The 19879-nt window shown below is 70.3% G+C and carries 17 protein-coding genes and 1 pseudogene; 8 read left to right on the top strand and 10 right to left on the bottom strand.

Annotation, left to right across the window (positions count from 1 at the left end; all coding sequences use genetic code 11):
- The first annotated feature begins 2 nt into the window (after positions 1-2).
- Positions 3-923, top strand: a complete 921-nt coding sequence (locus NE857_RS15190) for an LLM class flavin-dependent oxidoreductase (RefSeq protein WP_301184338.1) — start codon at positions 3-5, stop codon at positions 921-923.
- A 218-nt stretch (positions 924-1141) separates the two neighbouring features.
- Positions 1142-1492 carry a hypothetical protein gene (locus NE857_RS15185; RefSeq protein WP_254421582.1) on the top strand — a complete coding sequence of 117 codons (351 nt, stop codon included), beginning with the start codon at positions 1142-1144 and terminating at the stop codon, positions 1490-1492.
- 16 nt (positions 1493-1508) lie between these two features.
- Here NE857_RS15185 and NE857_RS15180 read toward each other — a convergent pair whose 3' ends face one another.
- Positions 1509-2531 (bottom strand): hypothetical protein, encoded by a 1023-nt coding sequence (locus tag NE857_RS15180; RefSeq protein WP_254421581.1) that lies wholly within the window; start codon positions 2529-2531, stop codon positions 1509-1511.
- Positions 2532-2664: 133 nt separating this feature from the next.
- Complete coding sequence (locus tag NE857_RS15175; RefSeq protein WP_254421580.1) at positions 2665-3666, bottom strand: hypothetical protein; 1002 nt, start codon at positions 3664-3666, stop codon at positions 2665-2667.
- Between the two features lie 174 nt (positions 3667-3840).
- Between NE857_RS15175 and NE857_RS15170 the strand changes: the two are divergent.
- Positions 3841-4326 (top strand): annotated as a pseudogene (locus NE857_RS15170) (GNAT family N-acetyltransferase); the annotation flags it as partial.
- Positions 4327-4562: 236 nt separating this feature from the next.
- Here NE857_RS15170 and NE857_RS15165 read toward each other — a convergent pair.
- Entirely contained in the window at positions 4563-6056 is a 1494-nt protein-coding gene (locus tag NE857_RS15165) for an aminopeptidase P family protein (protein WP_254421578.1), read from the bottom strand.
- A gap of 304 nt (positions 6057-6360) precedes the next feature.
- On the bottom strand, positions 6361-6927 hold the full coding sequence (locus tag NE857_RS15160) for a GNAT family N-acetyltransferase (RefSeq protein WP_254421577.1): 567 nt from the start codon (positions 6925-6927) through the stop codon (positions 6361-6363).
- 151 nt (positions 6928-7078) lie between these two features.
- Here NE857_RS15160 and NE857_RS15155 point away from each other — a divergent pair, with 151 nt between their 5' ends.
- Entirely contained in the window at positions 7079-8176 is a 1098-nt protein-coding gene (locus NE857_RS15155) for a pyridoxal-phosphate-dependent aminotransferase family protein (RefSeq protein ID WP_254421576.1), read from the top strand.
- Positions 8177-8310: 134 nt separating this feature from the next.
- Here the strand turns inward: NE857_RS15155 and NE857_RS15150 are convergent, their stop codons facing one another.
- Complete coding sequence (locus NE857_RS15150) at positions 8311-9240, bottom strand: oxygenase MpaB family protein (RefSeq protein ID WP_254421575.1); 930 nt, start codon at positions 9238-9240, stop codon at positions 8311-8313.
- A 322-nt stretch (positions 9241-9562) separates the two neighbouring features.
- On the opposite strand from NE857_RS15150, the gene NE857_RS15145 reads away from it, so the two are divergent.
- A complete protein-coding gene (locus NE857_RS15145; protein WP_254421574.1) occupies positions 9563-10276 on the top strand; it encodes a nuclear transport factor 2 family protein in 714 nt (237 codons plus the stop codon).
- Positions 10277-10413: 137 nt separating this feature from the next.
- Here the strand turns inward: NE857_RS15145 and NE857_RS15140 are convergent, their stop codons facing one another.
- Both NE857_RS15140 and NE857_RS15135 read right to left on the bottom strand, forming a co-directional pair.
- A complete protein-coding gene (locus tag NE857_RS15140) occupies positions 10414-11103 on the bottom strand; it encodes a response regulator (RefSeq protein ID WP_254421573.1) in 690 nt (229 codons plus the stop codon).
- Positions 11070-12470: a sensor histidine kinase gene (locus tag NE857_RS15135; RefSeq protein ID WP_254421572.1), complete on the bottom strand. Its 1401-nt coding sequence runs from the start codon at positions 12468-12470 to the stop codon at positions 11070-11072. Before NE857_RS15135 ends, NE857_RS15140 begins: the two co-directional genes overlap by 34 nt.
- Before the next feature lie 138 nt (positions 12471-12608).
- On the opposite strand from NE857_RS15135, the gene purB reads away from it, so the two are divergent.
- From purB to NE857_RS15120, 3 genes are all read left to right on the top strand, one after another.
- Complete coding sequence (gene purB / locus NE857_RS15130; protein ID WP_254421571.1) at positions 12609-14039, top strand: adenylosuccinate lyase; 1431 nt, start codon at positions 12609-12611, stop codon at positions 14037-14039.
- Positions 14040-15115: 1076 nt separating this feature from the next.
- On the top strand, positions 15116-15271 hold the full coding sequence (locus NE857_RS15125) for a hypothetical protein (protein WP_254421570.1): 156 nt from the start codon (positions 15116-15118) through the stop codon (positions 15269-15271).
- Between the two features lie 441 nt (positions 15272-15712).
- A complete protein-coding gene (locus NE857_RS15120; protein ID WP_254421569.1) occupies positions 15713-16651 on the top strand; it encodes a serine/threonine kinase in 939 nt (312 codons plus the stop codon).
- A gap of 133 nt (positions 16652-16784) precedes the next feature.
- On the opposite strand, the gene NE857_RS15115 is transcribed toward NE857_RS15120, so the two are convergent.
- From NE857_RS15115 to ctaD, 3 genes are all read right to left on the bottom strand, one after another.
- On the bottom strand, positions 16785-17189 hold the full coding sequence (locus NE857_RS15115; RefSeq protein WP_184362604.1) for a four-helix bundle copper-binding protein: 405 nt from the start codon (positions 17187-17189) through the stop codon (positions 16785-16787).
- Between the two features lie 299 nt (positions 17190-17488).
- A complete protein-coding gene (locus NE857_RS15105; RefSeq protein ID WP_254421568.1) occupies positions 17489-17851 on the bottom strand; it encodes a hypothetical protein in 363 nt (120 codons plus the stop codon).
- A 50-nt stretch (positions 17852-17901) separates the two neighbouring features.
- Entirely contained in the window at positions 17902-19575 is a 1674-nt protein-coding gene (gene ctaD, locus NE857_RS15100) for an aa3-type cytochrome oxidase subunit I (protein ID WP_435873528.1), read from the bottom strand.
- Positions 19576-19879: the final 304 nt, after the last annotated feature.

The following is a 19879-nucleotide window of genomic DNA, read 5'->3' as shown; positions in this document are numbered from 1 at the left end:
GTATGAGCACAATCGACATCGGCGCGGTGCTGCCCACCGCCATGAAAGAACTCACCGACACCCGCACCCCCGGCGTCGCCGGGGCCGCCGTCGCGGTGGAGGAGCACGGCCTGGAGTCCTTGTGGTTCGCCGACCTGGTCCTGGGAGACGGCACCCCGGCTCTGGAGCCGGCCCTGACCCTGGCCGCGACCGCCCCGGTCACCCGGCGGGTCCGGCTGGGCTTCGGGGTCCTGTCCGTCCCGCCCAGGCCCGCACCCTGGCTGGCCGCGCAGATCGCCACCCTCCAGCACCTGTCCGCGAACCGCCTCCTCCTGGGTGTGGGCATCGGCGGGTTCCCCGGCTCTCCGCTGTGGCGGGCGCTGGGCGTCCCCGCGAAGGGGCGCGGCCGGGCCACCGACGCGACCCTTGAGCTGCTGCCCCCGCTGGTCACCGGGGAGGATGTGCGTTTCGAGGAGGCCGACACGACGCTGCGGCTGGCACCGGCCGCGCCCATGCCGCCGGTCCTGGTGGGCGGGACCGAGAAGGCGTTCGACCGAATCCTGCGCCTGGGCGCCGGTTGGTTCCCCTCCTTGCTCTCCCCCACCGACCTCGGTGCGGCGGCCTCACGTCTGCGTGCACGCGCGGAGGAACGGGGTTTGCCCTCTCCCCCGGTGACTGTGGGAGGTCACCTCATCCTCGGCACCGGGAGTTCGGCCCGGAAGGCCTACGAGAGCCTGGTCCGGCAGCTCGTCGAGGAGCACGGCGTCCCCGAGGCGGAGGCTGCCCGAAGTCCCGTGCTGGCGCGCACACCCGAGGAGCTCGCCGAGCTCTACACCGCGTACGCGGAGGCCGGGGCCGACCGTGTCGTCGCGGGCGCGGACAACCTGGGGTGGGAGGAGCAGTTGGACTTCATCGGGCAGGCCCGCGCCCTGCTGCCCAGGTAGGCGCCCTCGCGTGTCCGTGCCGGGACGCACCACCAGGGTCGGAAACCGTCGGCGAGGAAGGCGGACGATGGGCGCGGAACGACCCGAACCCCTGCCCGGGCTGCCCGGAGGCCTGGCGGCGTGGTGGTTCCTGACGGTGGCGGTGTTCGCCGTGCACAACGCCGAGGAGTACCTGCGCGATCTGCCCGGCCGAGCACGCCCCGCCGTGGATCGCGGCGGTGCGCTCCGGGCAGGCCGGGTTCGGGGTGGCCGTGGGGCTGTTGACTCTGGCGGCGCTGCTGGCGGCCGTGCTGGCGGCCGCCCTCCAGCCCGCCTGGGGCGCGGGGGCGCTGGTCTGTTTCGCGGTGGTCCTGCTGGTCAACTCCGCCAGTCACCTGGCGATGAGCGCGCTCACGTTCTCCGCGATACCGGGGGTGTTGACCAGCCCGCTGCTCGTGGTGCTCGGCGCCTTCCCGGTGATACGGCTGCCCGGGGTCCGGGCCACCCGGCCGACGGTGCTGGCCACCGCACTGGTCGCGGTGTTCGCGACGGCGGGCACCCTGCTGTTGGCGGGCTGGCTGGTGTCCTGAACCCGGCGGGCTCAGGTCACGGGTCGACGGTCACCACGTACACGCCTTCGGAGGTGGCGACCACGACCTCGCGGTTCGGGACGGCCAGCAGGTCCTGGAACTTCCCCGGAACCTCCCAGGGGATCCGAGTGAGGGCGGGTTCCGGACGTTCCGTGTTCTCCGCGCCGTCAAGGAAACAGTGGACCAACCGGACCGGGCGGTGCTGTCCCGCCACGATGGGCACTTCCTCCCGAACCTGGGCGAAGACCGCGACCGGCTGCCCCTCCCACTCAGCCAGGGCGACCCCGGTCGGACCGCTCAGTCCGACCACCGGAGCCAGATCCGGTAGGGAGCGCACACACCCTTCCTGAGCGAGATAGGAGCGCCCGCCCACGGTGGCGACCACCGCCTCGTGGCCGTCCGCGTCGACCTGGCCCAGCATTTCGCCGTCGCTGACGCGGTACACGCGCACCCGGCCCTCCGGGATGATCTCCGGATAGCTCTGCGGGTCGTCATAGAAGAAATCGACGTACTCCTCGGCGGGCACGGCCAGCCAGGCCCCGTCCAGCGACATCCGCTCCCGGGAGCCGCTGTACAGCATGAAGGGATCGCACCAGTCGACGGCGGGCGCGGGCGAGTCCAGGTCCACCGTGCCCCAGGCGCAGCTCGAGCTGCCGGCATTGTCCAGGAGGTACAGGCGATCGCGCCCCCGCACCCGGGCCACGGCCAGGTCGTCCAGGGAACGGCCATCGCCCACCGCCGGAAGCGGGAACCTCTCCACAAACGCACCGTCCCGGGAGTCGCTGACGACCAGGGCCGCCGACTCGACATGAGCCAGCAGCGGCGCGGGCCAGCGTTCGGGGATATCAGCCAGGCAGATCGTCTCCCACATGCCGAAGACGGGGCCGAGGGGTTCGCGAGTGCGCAGGTCGAAGGAGCGTGTGGGGCACCCCGACCCGTCTCGGTTCCCAGGGGTGGCGTCGTGGACAACGAGGGTGTCACCGGCCCGGAACAGGCGGGCCCAACCCAGTTCCCGCTCCCACAACCGCGTCACGCGCACGCCCGACCATCCTTCGTCCCGGAGCTGTCCCACCACACGCTATCGACGGCCCGTCCTCCGCCCCCCCCGGCGTCCAGGGCCGCTCAGCACCGAACCGGTTCCGTTCCCGTTCCGGCGCCCCGCCCTGACCGCCTCAGACGGTCACGTGCAGCGCGTACACGCCCTCCGTGGTGGCCAGGACGACCACCCGGTCCGGGGCCGCGACCAGGTCCTCCAGCTCGCCCGGCCAGGTATCGGGGATCTCGGCGACGGGCTGGCCGGGCCGGTCCAGGTAGCGCACACGCAGCCGGTCCAGGTACCAGGAACCCAGACCGCCGGGGCGGGCGTCCTCCTCCTGGTAGACGGCGACGGCCTCGCCGTCCCACTCCACCAGGGAGACCAGGGTGCGCGGGCCGCCGAGCTCGGCGACCAGTTCCAGGTCGGGCAGGGAGTGGATGCGACCGGCCACCGCCAGCAGCGAGCGGCCGCCGACCCGGGCGGCCACGGTCTCGGAGTCGGCGTGGCTCTCCACCTCGCCGAGGTACTCGCTGTCCTCCAGCCGGTACACGCGTTCGCGGGGGTGTTCGTAGTCGGCGAGGACGACCGGGTCGAAACCCGGGTCCTGGCCGGGGGCGACCAGGAAGTCACCGGCGAAGGACATGCGCTCGCCACGGGCTTCGTGGCCCGGGCGGGAGTCGGCGAGGTCGGGCACGGTCGCCCCGGTGTGCGGGTCCACCGCCCACCATCGGGTGCCGCCGTCTCCGTCCTCACCGAAGAGGAAGACGACCGCCTCCTTGTCCAGGACGCGCAGCGCGACGTCGTCGGGCCACAGCTCCCCCGGTTCGGCCAGGTCGGTCTCCAGCAGGGGACTGCCGGTACGCGGGTCGCGCACGCTCACCGAGCGACGCGAGGCCTGGACCAGCACCGTGTCCGGCCACCCCTCCCCTTCGGGCGACCGTGCCAGGTTGACCGGACCCTGAACTTCGAAGGCCGTGCCGAGCGGGCGCAGCGATCGGGTGTCGAAGGCCCGGGCCTCGTAACGCGACTTCCTGGGGTCCGGATTGGGGTCGACGTCGCCGTGCACGAGGACCGTCCGGTCCGCCAGGAACAGGCGCGGAAACCTCAACCCCCTGCGCCACAGCCGTTCCGCGCGCACGAGTGGACCTCCCCCGGTTCTGCCGAATCTTCCGTACGTACTGTCGCCACGAAAACCGTAGCGGGTGGCGGAACGGGCCGCCCCCGGATCGGGCGGGCCGTCGGCCGGACCGGCGCGGTGTGCAACGCTTCCTACCGTTTCCGTGACCTGCGACATTATCCGAAACCGGTCGGCATGCCCGGGGAAAGCGCTTCTTTCGTCAGCTGTCCGGTTCGCTCCGGGGAGAGAACAGGGAGGGATCCGAGAGGAAAAACCGGGACCCGCGGGGGCTCACCAAGAACGGGTTCGGCGTGGCAGACTCCCCGGACAGAGGTCAACGGCGACAGGGGTGTGCGCGTGTCGGAGTTCCGGGTGACGGTGTGTGCGGCGGACGAGCTGGAGCGCGAGGAGGTGCTCGCCCTGTACCGGTCGGTGGGGTGGAGCGCCTATACCGAGTCCCCGGAGGTGCTCCTGCGGGCACTGGCCGGGTCGCACCGGCTGGTGAGCGCCCGACGGGAGGGTGCGCTCGTGGGTCTGGCCCGGTCGATCTCCGACGGCGCCACGATCGTCTACCTCCAGGACGTGCTGGTACACCCGGACGAGCAGCGCCGCGGGGTGGGCCGCCAGTTGCTGGACGAGCTGTTCACGGGGTACGCCGGGGTACGCCAGCGGGTGCTGGTCACCGATGACGAGGACCGGCAACGCACCTTCTACGAGAGCCTGGGGTTCGTGGAGGTCCACGACCACGCCCCGCCGTTGCGTTCGTTCGTGCGCTTCGCTTGAGGGGCGGGACCCGGCTCCGCACACCGGGCGGCACCGGGGTCGCCCTCGCGACGGACGGGTGCCGACGGGCCGCCTCCCCACGAGGGGAAAGCAGCCCGGCGACACTCGATGCGACCGGTCGGCCGGTCGGCCGGTCAGCGCGGAAGGCGCTCGGCCAGCCAGGCCTCGACGTCGGCGGCCGAACGCGGCAGACCGGCCGACATGACCGTGCGGCCCTCCTCGGTGACCAGGACGTCGTCCTCGATGCGCACGCCGATGCCGCGCAGCTCCTCGGGGACGGTGAGGTCGTCGGGCTGGAAGTACAGGCCCGGCTCGACGGTGAGCACCATGCCCGGCTTGAGCTCGCCGTACAGGTGCACCTCCTGGCGGGAGACCGCGCAGTCGTGCACGTCCAGGCCGAGCATGTGACCGGTGCCGTGCAGCGTGTAGCGGCGCTGCAGGCCCAGCTCCAGGACGCGGTCGACCGGGCCCTCCAGCAGGCCCCACTCGACCAGGCCCTCGGCGAGCGCGCGCTGGGAGGCCTCGTGGAAGGCCCTGAAGGGCCGACCCGGGGCCACGGCCGCGATTCCGGCCTCCTGCGCCTTGTACACCAGGTCGTAGACCTTGCGCTGGATGTCGGTGAAAGTACCCGAGACCGGCATGGTGCGGGTGACGTCGGCGGTGTAGAGGGTGGTGGTCTCCACTCCGGCGTCCAGCAGGAGCAGGTCGCCGTCGCGGACCGGGCCGTCGTTGCGGGTCCAGTGCAGAGTGGTGGCGTTGGGGCCGGAGGCGGCGATGGTGCCGTAGCCGACGTCGTTGCCCTCCACCCGGGCGCGCAGGAAGAACGTGCCCTCCACGAAACGCTCGGAGGTGTCCTTGGCCTGCGGCAGAGCCTTGGCCACGTCACCGAATCCGCGCACGGTGGCGTCCACGGCCAGCTGGAGCTGGGCGATCTCCCACTCGTCCTTGACCAGGCGGTGGTCGGCCAGGGCGACGCCGAGGTCCTCGTCCAGCTGAGCGGACTTGGCGCGGGCCTGGTCGTCGGCGTCGGCGCGCAGCTCGTCCACCAGGGCGTCGAGCTCGGCGTCGTGGCCGCGCACGATACGGGTGGTGCCCGAGGCGTCGGCGCGCAGGGCCCCGGGCAGGGTGCGCACGTCGGCGGTGGGCACGCCGAGCAGGTCGGAGGCCTCGCCGAGGCTGTTGCGGCGGCCGGTCCACAGCTCGCCGTAGCCGCCGAGCCAGAACTCGCCGTTGTCGCGGTTGGAGCGCGGTTTGAGGTAGAGGACCACGTCGTGGCCGCCGTCGGCCCGGGGGGTGAGCACCAGGCAGTTGCCGTCGGTGGTGTCACCGGTCAGGTAGGCGTAGTTGGTGGCGGCCCGGAAGGGGTACTCGGTGTCGTTGGAGCGGGTCAGGAGCTGACCGGACGGGATGACCAGGCGGTCGCCGGGGAAGGCGGCGCTGAGCGCGGCGCGGCGGCGGGCGGTGTGCTCGGCCTGCTCGATCGGCTCCAGGTCACGCAGCTCGGTGTCGGCCCAGCCGGTGGTCATCCACGCGGCGAGCTCGTCGGAGACCGACTGCGCCTGGCCGTTCTTTCGTGGACTGAACACGGGGGCGTTCGCCTCGGCCTCGGGACGCTGCTGCTCGCTCACGTTGTGACTCTCCAGAATTGGTCGAAAGGGTGCGGGATGCTCTGGCCGCGGGTGGCGGCCGTGGGCCGGGCCGGTGTCCTGCGGCCTGGCCCTGTCCTTCATCGTACGGGTGTGTTCGTACCCCTGTCCGCTCCCCGGACATAGCGCTGCCCATAACGTGCGCCCCACTAGGATCGGGCCCGCACGGGCCCCTGACCAGGTAACTCCGGCCAGGCGACCGCGGCCAGGCGGCTCCGGTCTGCCAGCCCCGCTCAGACCGCTGCGGCCAGGCCAGGGGCCGCAGGGACCGGTCCGGCTGCGCCGCTCAGTCCCCCAGGTCGTGGGCGAAGGGGATCGCCTTGGGGTAGGGGAGGTCCTCGACGGTGGTCGGGTCCACCCACCGGTAGCCGATCCGCTCGTACAGGGCGACCGCCTCGGGCTGGGAGGGTCCGGTGAACAGCATGACCCGGGTGTATCCGAGGTCGCGCGCGGCCTCTTCGAGGGCGGTCATGATCTGCCGTCCAAGGCCGCGCCGCCGGTGCCGGGCGGAGGTCCAGATGCGTTTGAACTCGACGGTGTCGGCCTGGCCGACCCGGTCCTTGCGGTAGGGGCGCAGAGCTCCGCCGGCGACGACCTCGCCGTCGAGTTCGGCCAGGACCAGGCATCCGTGCGGGGCGACGAACTCGGTGACCGGGTAGCGGCTGAGCTCGTTGGCGGCCCCCTCGGCCCCGTAACGCTCGGTGTACTCCTCCAGGAGCCCGGCGAGCAGGCCCGCCACCCGGGGATCGTCGTGGGCCACCCGCAGCATGCGCACGTCACCGTTGTGCATGCCGGCACCGCCCGCTCCGCGGGTGCCCGTTCCGGCATCCGCCCTGGTGTTGGTCTCGGTCATCGGTGTCCCTCTCACACGCTTCCCGTCCGTTGGTCCGCGGGAATACTACGGCCCGTCACGGACCCCGCCGAGTCGCGCACCGGGGTGGGAGCTTCACGCAGATGACACCCCCGTTTCGGTGGAGTCACGGCGTTCCGGCTAGTGTTCGAGCATGTCAGTCAGCGAACGCACCCTGTTGGGCCCGGGCCCGAGCAATCCGTACCCGGAGGCGACTCTGGGTCTGGCAGCTCCCCTGCTGGGTCATCTGGACCCCGAATTCATCACCCTGCTGGAACGCGCCTGCGGGCGACTGCGTTCCCTGTGGGGCACCGAGAACCCGCTCACACTGCCGCTGTCCGGCACCGGTTCCCTCGGGATGGAGACCGCCTTCGCCAACACCGTTCGCGACGGCGACGTGGTGGTCGTGGCCGTGAACGGGCTGTTCGGCGAGCGGATGTGCGAGGTGGCCGGGCGTTACGGCGCCGAGGTGGTCCGGGTGGACCACGAGTGGGGCCGGCCCGTGGACGTCCAGCGCGTCCTGGACGCCCACCCCGCGCCGAGGATCGTGGCGGCGGTGCACGCGGAGACCTCCACCGGCGTGGTCAGCGACATCGGAGCCCTGGGCCGCGCCTTGCGGGAGCGTTCGGACGACACCCTGTTGCTGGCCGACTGCGTCACCTCCCTGGGCGGCATGCCGATGGCCCTGGACGAGTGGGAGGTGGACATCGCCTACTCCGGCACGCAGAAGTGCCTGGGCGTGGCCCCGGGGCTGGCGCCCTTCACCTTCTCCGAGCGGGCCTGGGAGCGCCGGGTGCAGGCCCCGCCCGTGTGGTATGTCGACCTCGGCCTCCTGGGCGCCTACGTGCGCGGCGGCCCGGGCGGGCGCGCCTACCACCACACCGCGCCGACCGCGATGGTGGCTTCCCTGGACGCGGGTCTGGCCCGGATCGAGGAGGAGGGCCTGGAGGCCGTGGCGGCCCGCCACGAGGCGGCTGGTGCGCGGCTGCGCGAAGGACTGCTGGAGATGGGCCTGGAGCTGTTCGCCGCCGAGGGCCACCGTCTGTCGCAGCTGACGTCGGTGCGCGTGCCGGAGGGCGTGGACTCGGGCAAGGTACGCGAGCGGCTGCTGCGCGAATACGGCCTGGAGATCGGCGCGGGCGTGGGCCCCTACGCGGCGACGGTGTGGCGCATCGGCCTGATGGGCCACAACGCCCGCCTGGACCGTGCCGAACTGGCCCTGGCCGCCCTGCGCCGCGTCCTGGACCGGTAAAGGGACCTCGGTCCTGAAAGACCAGGTTTCCACGCCCAACAAGGCGATGAAATAGCTGGACCGCTGGATCGGCGCTGACCGCCGAGTCGGGGCGGGCGGGGATTCCCGCCCGCCCCGACTGTTGCGGGTGGCGCTCAGGCCTCGACGGGGACCCGCTGGGCGGGGGCGTCCGGGGAGCGGAAGGTGGTGCGGGACCGCAGGGCGCGGAATCCGTTCTCCACCTGGTATCCGGCTGCCAGGAGCCGCTCTCTGGCCTCGTCCGCGCTGCGTACCGTGGCCTCGTCGAAGATCAGGTTGTAGTAGCGCTCGGGGACCCGGTTGAGCCCTGAGCGCAGTGCCCGCAGGCCCGCGGTGGCCACGGGGTCCGCTCCGGGGAGCTCCGGGAGCATGCCGTAGGCGCGGCGCGCCCAGGCGGGCAGGGTGGCGTAGGACAGTGCGCCCACCGGGAACCAGAGCGGTTTGAGCGGGGCCAGCCAGGCGAGTTGTTCGGGGACCTTGGGCCAGAGCAGGAAGCGCACCGCCTGGCGGGCCTCGGGGGTCACGCTCAGGCTCGGTCGGACCTTGGCGAGGTAGCGGCGCATGTCGGCGACGTTGCGGGGAACGTCGCTCGGGTCCAGACCGACGTAGGTGGCGGTGTGCGCCTGTTCGTCGAGGTAGCGGTCGAGGTCGACGGTGCTGAGTTCGAGCCCCGCTCGGTGGCAGGTCTCCAGGTAGGAGGTGACCTCGGCGCAGTGCACCCACACGAGCAGGTCGTGCTGGTCGACCCGGTGGAGCCTGCCGGTGGCGGGGTCGGTGAAGCTCAGGGAGCGGTGGACGCGGCGGATGTGCTCGCCGAGGGTGTCGGCCTCGGACAGACTGCCGTAGGTGGTCACCGCCACGAAGTGGGCGGTGCGCAGCAGGCGGCCGGTGGGGTCGGTTCGAAAGTCGGAGCGCTGCCAGACTCCCTGCATGGCGATCGGGTGCAGTGCCTGGAGCATCAGGGCGCGCACGCCCGCCACCCACATCGAACGGTCCAGATGCACTCTCCAGGTGACGCTCTCGGGGGCCGCGACCGTCGGCTGCATCCTGTCTCCTCCGGGGTTGCGTGGGGGCCGGGCGGGGGTTCGCCCGGGTTTCGCACCGTGTTGCAAGAAAACCGTGTGACGAGAAACCTTGTGGCAGAGCACTTCCACGATACGTCCGCTCCCCCGGGTCGATCCGCCGGGTCGGCCGGCGGGGTGGCCGGGCCGGTCAGCGGGCCGGCCGGGTCGGGCACACCGATCCGTGACCCGCGCTTGAGCGAACCCTGAGCTGGTGCGGGTGGAGGGTGGGAAGCAGATCGCCCCGTTCCCAGCGGCGGTCCTCTCCCTCGCAGGTTTCCCGTTCTTCGCGGAAGGAGTCCGCACCATGGCCACCACGAGCAGCGGAACCGGTTTCGACCTCGCTACCTTCCGGCGAGCCCTGGAGGAGGGTGACACCGACACCCTCATCAGCCAGTTCGCCGACGACGCCGACATCGAGACCGTCGACCGCCGTACCCCGCCCAGCATGCCCACCGTCATCCACGGGCGCGACTCCATCGAGTACTACATGCGACAGGTGTACTCGATGGACACCGACCACGAGATCCTCCAGTGCGTCATGGAGGGCGACCACGCCGCCTACACGGAGCGCTGTACCTACCCGGACGGCCTCACGGTCATGAGCATGACCATGCTGGACCTGACCGACGGCCGGATCACCCACCAGTCGACCGTCCAGGCATGGGACGAGGAGGCCCCGGACACGCCCCGGGTGGTCGACTTCGCGACCACCGACGCCCGCGTGGAGTTCGACCACGGGCACACCGAGGCCGTGCGCCTGGCCGGGCAGTTCCTCAACCGGATGACCCTGGAGCCGGGTTGGCGCTGGTCCGAGCACAGGGGCGCCGAAGCCGGTACCGACCTGTGCATGCGCACCCACACCTGCCTGGGTATGGAGGGCACGCTGGCGTTCCGGACCGCGGACGGCGAGGAGCAGCGGGTCGGGCCCGGCCAGGTGGCGTTCATCCCGCCCGGCCACGACGCCTGGGTGGAGGGCGACGAACCCGCGGTCATCGTCGAGTGGAGCATGGACCGGTAGACCCACGGGAGACGCGGCGCCACCGGAGACGCCGGAGAACGGGCAGGCGCCCGGGCCCGGCTGTCCGGTCGGCCCAGGCCGCGTGACCTGGGTGCACTGACCGGGGAGGCCGGTAGGCGCGGGCCGACCGGTCCGGGTCAGTTGCTCTGGGTGCGCAGGTAGGCCAGGACCGCCTGGACGCGGCGATGGATGTCGTCGTCGGGCGGCAGGTCGAGCTTGGCCAGGATGTTGCCCACGTGCTTGCCCACCGCCGCGTCGCTGACCACCAGCTTGCGGGCGATGGCGCCGTTGGAGTGGCCCTCCGCCATCAGTTCCAGTACCTGGCGTTCCCTGGCGGTCAGCCGTTCCAGCGGGTCGGAGCTGCGGCGCAGCAGCTGCCGGACGACTTCGGGGTCCACGAAGGTCGCGCCCTCCACGACCCTGCGCAGCACCGAGGCGAACTCACGGACGTCGCCCACCCGCTGTTTGAGCAGGTAGCCCACACCCTTGCCGTCACCGGAGTCGAGCAGGTCGGTGGCGTAGCTGAGTTCCACGTACTGGCTGAGCGCCACCACGGCCAGCCCGGGGTTCTCCTGACGCAGCCGGACCGCGGCGCGCAGCCCCTCGTCGGTGAAGTCCGGGGGCATCCGGATGTCGGTGACGACCAGACCGGGCCGGTGCTCGGTGACCGCCCCGACCAGGGCCTCGCCGTCCTCGACCGCGGCGACCACGGGGAAGCCGAAGCGCTCCAGGACACCCACCAGACCTTCGCGCAGCAGAACGCCGTCCTCCGCGAGCACGGTCGGTACGGGGGTCACGGCGTCGGGTCCGCTGGAATCGGTCCGCACGGCAGCTCCACTCGGATTCGGGTCGGCCCGCCTTCTGGGCTCGTGAGCCCCATTGTGCCGCCCATCACGGCCACCCGGTCACCGAGTCCGGTCAGCCCGCTGCCCCGGTCGGCGTCGGCCCCGCCCACCCCGTCATCGGTGACCTCCACCGTGAGGGTGGCCGTAGCGGCCCCCTGGACGGCCCCGACCGACCGGACGTCGCCGGAGGCCAGGTGCGCGCGGACGGTCACGGCGGTGGCCTCGGCGTGCTTGTAGACGTTGGTCAGCGCCTCGGCGACCACGAAGTAGGCGGTGCCCTCCACGTGCGGGGGCAACCGGTACGGGATCGCGGTCTCGACGGTGACCGGGACCGGGCAGTGGTCGGCAAGCTCCTGGAGCGCGTTGTGCAGTCCGCGGTCGGTGAGCACGCGCGGGTGGATGCCGCGCACCAGCTCGCGGATCTCGTCGATGAGCTCGTCGGCCTTGGCCTGGGCGGCGACGACCCTGCGGTCGGCCGGGGAACCCTCCTCCAGTTCGATACGGGCCATGCCCAGGTCCATGCTGAGCGCCACGAGCCGCTGTTGGGCGCCGTCGTGCAGGTCGCGTTCGATCCTGCGGCGCTCGTACTCGAAGGCGTTGACCAGGCGGGCCCGTGACTCGGTGACCTGGTCGAGTTCGGCCCGCAGCTCCTCCTTGGGCGGGCCGACCAGGAGGGCGCGGGCGATGACGCCGTGGCCGTAGGACATGGCCCCGCAGCTGTAGAGGAGCAGGGCCACCACCAGCGGGGAGAGCAGGGCGTAGGGCAGTGCTTCGAGCGGGGTGGTGAGGGTGGTCCAGGCCATGGCGATGGCGGTCTCGTTCTCGTTGAGCAGGATGAGGGGGGTGACCGCCAGGGCGACGGTGACGCTGGCCAAGGTGAACGTCACCAGGAAGGCGACCCCGACGAGCGGGAACATGACCGCGGCGTAGGCGACCTCGCGCCAGGTCGCGGCCTCGGCGTAACGCGTGCGGATCCAGCCCCACAGGCCGGGCGGCGGCATACGGTGTCCGCTGCCGTTCTCACCGGGCATCACCAGGTACAGGCGGCGGCGTTCCAGGGCACCCAGCGGGATGGCCACGAGCGGGGCGAAACAGAGCACCATGAACAGGCCGGAGAGAAACGCGAAGGTGAGTTCGCCGGTCGAGGTCCCGGTCCCGATCATCGAGACGAAGAAGGTCCAGGGCATGTACACGGGTATCGCCACGAGGAACAGGGCGCCCCCGACCAGCAGGGTGGTCAGTACATAGGCCAGAGACCGCCAGGGCCAGGCCGAGAGCAGGTATCTGGGGCTGGCGAGAGCCTTGAGCAGAGTACTCGGTGCTCTTCTGTGGACGTTCCGCGTGTTCATGGGCCCAACGCTAGGACGCCGTCCCCGGGCGGGGACATCCGCCGGGCCCGCCGGTTCACGGTAGGGACGGCCCTACCCGGGCGCTGGGGGCGGACCTGTGCGCACCCGCCCCAGCTCAGGGCGATAGAGTGACACGACGTGAGCGCGAAACCTGTGATCCCCGATGTCCTGGCCGCCCGCTACGCGTCCGCGGAGCTGACCCGGCTGTGGTCCCCCGAATACAAGGTGGTCGCCGAACGGCGGCTGTGGCTGGCTGTACTGCGTGCGCAGGCGCGTCTGGGCGTGGACGTCCCGGACGGTGTGGTGGAGGACTACGAGAAGGTCCTCGAGCAGGTCGACCTGTCCTCCATCGCCGAGCGCGAGCGAGTCACCCGGCACGACGTCAAGGCCCGGATCGAGGAGTTCAACGCCCTCGCCGGGCACGAGCACGTGCACAAGGGCATGACCTCGCGCGACCTGACCGAGAACGTCGAGCAGCTCCAGGTCCGCGACAGCCTGCTGCTGGTGCGCGAGCGCGTGGTGGCTCTGCTGGCCCGGCTCGGCCGCCTGTCCGCCGAGTACGGCGAGACGGTCATGGCGGGCCGTTCCCACAACGTGGCCGCGCAGGCCACGACGCTGGGTAAGCGGTTCGCGTCGATCGCCGACGAGGTGCTGGTGGCCCACGGCCGCCTGGAGGAGCTGATCGCCCGGTACCCGCTGCGCGGGATCAAGGGCCCGGTGGGCACCGCCCAGGACATGCTGGACCTGCTCGGCGGTGACCGCGCGGCACTGAACACCCTGGAGAACGAGGTCGCCGCCCACCTGGGCTTCGAGCACCGGTTCACCAGTGTGGGCCAGGTGTACCCGCGTTCGTTGGACTTCGAGGTGCTCACCGCCCTGGTGCAGCTGGCCGCCGGGCCGTCCTCGCTGGCCAAGACGATCCGCCTGATGGCCGGGCACGAGCTGGTCACCGAGGGCTTCGCCGAGGGCCAGGTCGGTTCGTCCGCGATGCCGCACAAGATGAACACGCGTTCGTGCGAGCGGGTCAACGGTCTCACCGTGATCCTGCGCGGTTACGCGTCGATGACCGGTGAGCTGGCGGGCGACCAGTGGAACGAGGGCGACGTGTCGTGCTCGGTCGTGCGCCGGGTGGCGCTACCGGACGCGTTCTTCGCCTTCGACGGCCTGGTGGAGACCATGCTGACGGTGCTGGACGAGTTCGGTGCCTTCCCCGCGGTGATCTCGGCGGAGCTGGACCGCTACCTGCCGTTCCTGGCCACCACGAAGATGCTGATGGCCGCGGTGCGGGCCGGTGTGGGCCGCGAGACCGCGCACGAGCTCATCAAGGAGCACGCGGTGGGCTCGGCCCTGGCCATGCGGCAGGAGGGCGTGGGCAACCAGCTGCTGGACCGGCTGGCCGCCGACGAGCGCTTCCCGCTGGACCGCGCCGCCCTGGACGCGCTGCTGGCCGACCGGATCACCTTCACCGGTGCCGCCGCCGACCAGGTCGACTCGGTGGTGTCCCGGATCGGGGAGATCACCTCCGCCCGTCCCGAGGCCGCCGCCTACACCCCGGGTTCGATTCTGTAGGCCCGCTCCGACCCAGAGGGCCCGGCCCCACTGCCGAGCGGGATTCTGTTGGTTAATTCCGGAGTGGGGCCTGGGCGGGGCCTGTGTTTCGGGTTGCGGTTCCCCCGTTTCCCGCCGCTTGATGGTTGCCGTCTGCGCTGCGCGCGTCAAGGTCGTTCGTCCTCGCTTCGCTGCGGGCGCTCCACCTTGACCCGCTTCGCTACGACGGCGGTTGGCGGCTGTCGGGAAACGGGGGAGGAGTGGTCCGGGGTGGTAGACGGGCCCCCAGGGGCCCAACGGCAACCACCTCGGCCTTCGGCCGGTGCCCTCCCCACCCCTGCGCGGATCGGGTCGCGTGTCGCGGCCGGTCATGCGTGCCGGCGAACACCACCAGCGGCCCTCCGAGCCCTCGGGCACGGTTTCGGACCCTGTTTCAAAGATGATCTTGCTACCAGAAGCGAAATCAGCGCCGAACTTGCTTCTGGTAGCAAGATCACCGGGGATGAGGGGGTTTCGGAAGCAGCGGACAACCCCAGGCGCGGGTTACGGACACCCCGGCTTCCTCAGGGCCAACACCACAGCGCTGAACCCAACCCTCGCTGCCGCTTTTCCGTCCGGGCGAATGACCGGCCGCGACACGGCCAGGCGTTGCGCTCCGGACTGGGGAGGGCACCGGCCGAAGGCCGAGGTAGTTGCCGTTGGGCCCCTTGGGGGCCGTTGGCCACCCCGGACCACACCTCCCCCGTTTCCCGACAGCCGCCAACCGCCGTCGCAGCGAAGCGGGTCAAGGTGGAGCGCCCGCAGCGAAGCGAGGACGAACGACCTTGACGCGCGCAGCGCAGACGGCAACCATCAAGCGGCGGGAAACGGGGGAACCGCAACCCGAAACACAGGCCCCAAGCCCCCGGCTCTACCCAGGCCCCCGGCTCCACACAGCCCCCAACGCTGCGGATTCGCCAACAGCATCCCGAGCGGTACCGTGACCCTTTTCGACATCTGGGTATGACACAGTTCACTTAAGCTAACACTGGGTTTGAAAGTTAACGCCTATTACGGTGTGCATGTAGGCGCACCCCCTCTGCACCTGGAGAACCCCTGTGATCGACCCCGACTCCTTCGGCATCGCGCTGACCGCGCTGGCGGTCATCGCCGCGATGGTGATCGCCTTCGGCCTGGCGATCCTGTCCGACATGGCCATGCGCCGCCGCGAGGACCGCGCGGCCGCCGTGAACCGGCACTCCACGGAAGACTGATCCGACGGCCCCGGAGCGGAAGCCCTCTCAGACACGAGCGGCCAGACGCAAGGGCTCGTGAGCGCACCCTGTGCGCCCTGGTGGTCGCCGCCACGAACCGTGGCGTCCACCTGCTCGGGCCCCGACGACCGCCCCGGCTGCCCGCGCTTCATGCGGCGATCGCGAAAGGGTCATCAGCACCTAGGCGACAGTCATGGCTCTCCGTAATTTGGCCGAGGACGCGAGGATTGCCCTGCTGTACGACACCCACCGAACCACGAACGTGGCATCGGCTACCGGGGCCGCCGCACCGAACTCTCACTCTGCGTGTTCAGGACCGTCGAATTCGGTCATTCAGGTCGAGCCGAGACCCCGGCCTCGCTATGGTGCTGATGCGCCGCACCGTGCGGCACGGTGATCGGCGCCCGCTCCGCCCTCCCCTTGACCTGAGACGGAGCACCCTTGTCCCTTCCTCCGCATGTACCGGGTCCGCCCCCGGAACCCAGTAGGAAGCTGTCCCCGCTGGCCAAGATCGGGCTGGGCTGCGGTGGCTGTGCCTCCCTGGCCTTCTTCGGGTTCTTCGGGCTGGTCATCCTCGGGTTGCTCCTACCTTCCCCACCGCCGGACGAGGGATCCGTGGCCGTGTCCGTGTCTGAGTCCCCCTCGGCGGAACCGGAGCTCGAACTGGTGGGGCTGCGCCTGCCGAAGGCTCAGGAGCTGGTGGCCGAAGCCGACCTCGAGCTCGGGGACCTGGTACTCGCCGCGACTGGCGAGGACGTGGAGTGGACCCGCTCGGCGATGGTCGTGTGCGGTCAGGACGTGACGGAGGAAGCGGCCGAACTGGCCGTGGTGCCCGAGGGTGTGGACTGCCCCGAGGACGGTGAGGCCGCCGAGGAGTGGCCCGAGCTGCCGGAGTTCACCGACGGGACCGTCGACGAGGCCGGCGAATGGATCGATGCCGCGGGCCTGAGGGTGGCGGTCGAGAGCGCCTTCGGGGATGTGGACGCCCCGGACCCGGCGGACGCCGCCGGGGACACCGTGTGCGGGCAGTCCCCCGGCAGGGGCGAGAAGACGGCACCGTTCTCCGACACCCTCGAAGTGGAGCTCTTCGTCGTCTCCGACGACACGGACTGCCCCGAGCAGATCGGTGACCCCAGCCCCACACCCGAGCCGGAGCCCGAGCCCGAGCCTGAACCCGATCCGGAACCCGAGCCCGCTCCGGCCCCCGAGCCGGAACCCGCCCCCGAGCCCGATCCCGAACCCGCCCCGGCTCCCGTGCAGGGCGTGCACCCGGGGGCGTTCTGCTCACAGCACTGGCAGTACGGCCACACGAACAACGGCACGCTGATGCGGTGCACCACCACGGCGGAGGACGACCGCTTCCGCTGGCGCGCCGCCTGACCGGCACGGACGAGCACCGGATCAGTGTGTTCGGGACACGGCGGCCGCGACCCCGCGTCGGCGTAAGGGGCGGTACGGACGAGTGCTGGTGTGCCCCGCTCCCGGCCGCCCCTTCAACTCCGCCACGCCTTCCTCAGACGAGGGCGAGAACCAGATCCCGGCAGGCACGGGCGCACTCGCGGCACACCTGGGCGCAGACCCGGCAGTGCTCGTGGGCCTGCGCGTGTTCCTCGCACTCCGCGGCGCACCTGTCACAGGCCTGGGCACACGCCTCCAGAACCGACGTGACGAAACCATCCTCCTCGGCGGTCCGCCGCACGAGCACACGCTGGGTGGTCTCACAGACGTCGGCGCAGTCGAGGTCGGAACGGGCGCAGGAGACCAGTTCGGCCACCTCGCCCTCCCGCATGCAGGCGTCCGCGCACACCACGCAGACCTGAGCGCAGAGCCCGCAGGCCTCCACCGCCGCCCGCACCTTCTCCCCCACTCCCTCCGGATCGTCGGGGTGGGCGTACAGCATCTGTCCGAGCACACTCATGATCGCTACCTCCTGTTCTCGTGTTCACCGTTGTTTCCTGATAAATGCCCTGCTAAGCGGGGCGCCGTGGACCAGGTATCCCAGACGTACCGTCGGACCGGTGAGTTCTCCTGGGGTTCGGCGAGCAGTCGCAACCCGTGTTCCACGTGTTCGGGCACGGGTTCGCGTTCGCACAGAACCCACGGGAGTCCGGCCAGGGCCTCGGCAACGGCAAGCGCACTCGTGGAGGCGGCCGGGAAGCGCACCCGAGCCGGGCCCTCGTCCGCGGCCCGCCCCGGGGCCCGGCGCCGGCCAGGGCCTCAGCCCGAGGTTCCGGCCTGTCCCCGGTAGACCAGGCTGCGGGAACTGGCCACCGTGTAACGAGCACCACCGCCATCAGTGGTACGCAGAAGCAGAATCTCCGTACCCGCCTCCACAGTGGCCAGGGGCAAGCGGGCACCGTCGAGGGGGCCACCGATCACCTCGAACGCGTCACGGTGCCGCCCGCTCAGGCAGAACAGTACGACCGCCGCGACCAGAACCCCGGCGGCGGCGACGAATACGGTCCCCCCGGTCCAGGTCCACAGCATCATCAGACCTGCCGCGGACAACAGGAGGGAGAAGACCACGGCGGAGCGTCTTCTCGGAAGAACCGCGCCGGCCAGCGGGGCACTCGTGCTCACGACAGGGTTCTCCTCCTCATTCACCGCGCGGTGTCTCCTCTTCGGCGTGCTCACGTGCGTTCCGGATCGGTTTTGACAGGAGAGGCCGCATACGGGTGGTTGAGGTCGAAGGCCGGACGCTCGGACCGGATCCGGGGCAGCGACGTGAAGTTGTGTCGCGGCGGCGGGCAGGAGGTCGCCCACTCCAGCGAGTTGCCGTAGCCCCACGGGTCGTCGACGTTGACCATCGGCGCGTTCTTCGCGGTGATGTACATGTTCCAGAAGAAGATGAGCGTCGAGGCCGCGAGCACGAACGACGAGATCGAGGAGATCTGGTTGAGCTCCGTGAAGCCGTCCCCGGGCAGGTAGTCCGCGTAACGACGCGGGAAGCCCATGGCACCCAGCCAGTGCTGGACCAGGAAAGTGCCGTGGAAGCCCAGGAACAGCAGCCAGAAGTGGAACTTGCCCAGCTTCTCGTTGAGCATCTTGCCGGTGAACTTGGGCCACCAGAAGTAGAAGCCCGCGAACATCGCGAACACCACGGTGCCGAACACCACGTAGTGGAAGTGCGCCACCACGAAGTAGGAGTCGGTGACGTGGAAGTCGATGGGCGGCGAAGCCAGCAGCACACCGGTCAGACCACCGAAGAGGAAGGTGGCCAGGAAGCCGATACTGAACAGCATGGGCGTCTCGAAGGTGAGCTGTCCGCGCCACATCGTCCCGATCCAGTTGAAGAACTTCACACCGGTGGGGACCGCGATGAGGAACGTCATGAACGAGAAGAACGGCAGGAGTACCGCGCCGGTCGGGAACATGTGGTGGGCCCACACGGTCACGGACAGACCGGCGATGGCGATGGTGGCCGCCACCAGGCTCTTGTAACCGAAGATCGGCTTGCGGCTGAACACCGGCAGGATCTCGGTGACGATACCGAAGAACGGCAGCGCGATGATGTACACCTCGGGGTGACCGAAGAACCAGAACAGGTGCTGCCAGAGGATGGCACCGCCGTGCTCGGCGTTGAAGACCTGGGTGCCCACCATGCGGTCAGCGCCCAGAGCGATCAGGGCCGCGGTCAGGACCGGGAACGCGATGAGCACCAGGACACTGGTGAGCAGGGTGTTCCACACGAAGATCGGCATGCGGAACATCGTCATACCGGGCGCGCGCATGCACAGACCGGTGGTGATGAAGTTGACCGCACCGAGGATCGTGCCCAGACCGGAGACGATCAGGCCCAGGATCCACAGATCACCGCCCAGGCCCGGCGAGCGGACCGCGTCGGACAGCGGGGTGTAGGCGAACCAGCCGAAGCTGGCCGCGCCACCCGGGGTCAGGAACCCGCCGAGGACGATGAGGCCGCCGAACAGGAACAGGTAGTAGCTGAACAGGTTCATCCTGGGGAAGGCCACATCGGGGGCGCCGATCTGCAGCGGCACGATCACGTTGGAGAACCCGACGAACAGCGGGGTCGCGAACAGCAGCAGCATGATCGTGCCGTGCATCGTGAACAGCTGGTTGAACTGCTCGTTGGCCATGAACTGCATGCCCGGCGAGAACAGCTCCAGCCGCATCAGGAGCGCCATCACGCCGCCGACGAGGAAGAAGGCGAAGGAGGTGATCAGGTACATGTACCCGATGACCTTGTGGTCGGTCGACGTCATCCATTTGACAAGGATCGAACCCTTGTCTTTGTCCCTCGCCTCCTCGGGCAGAGACCTCTGTACACCGGCCTCAACCGACATATGCTTCCTCTCCATTCTTTTCTCACGGGACCCTGGGCCGAGCCCCTCAGGGGCTGATCGGGATCGACAGGGGAACCAGCGAGCCCCAGCACCCACACCAACAGGCCGATCGCAGAAGCGACCGTTGTCGTTATTTCACCCAAGAAGCCCGAAACTTTCGAAATGCCGAACCCACAGCAGCTCGGGTCTAACCCCTACCACCCGATCAATCAAGCCACCAAGCTACCAAGGACAGAAGCCTTCACACAGGAATCAACAGAGCCCCGCCAAACCCCGCCTGAATTAGATTTCCATTTTCGTGCGA

It is taken from the genome of Nocardiopsis exhalans (assembly GCF_024134545.1).
GTDB classification, from domain to species: Bacteria; Actinomycetota; Actinomycetes; order Streptosporangiales; family Streptosporangiaceae; genus Nocardiopsis; species Nocardiopsis exhalans.
Note: the sequence above shows the minus strand (reverse complement) of the source record. Positions and strands in the feature narration are given on the sequence as shown.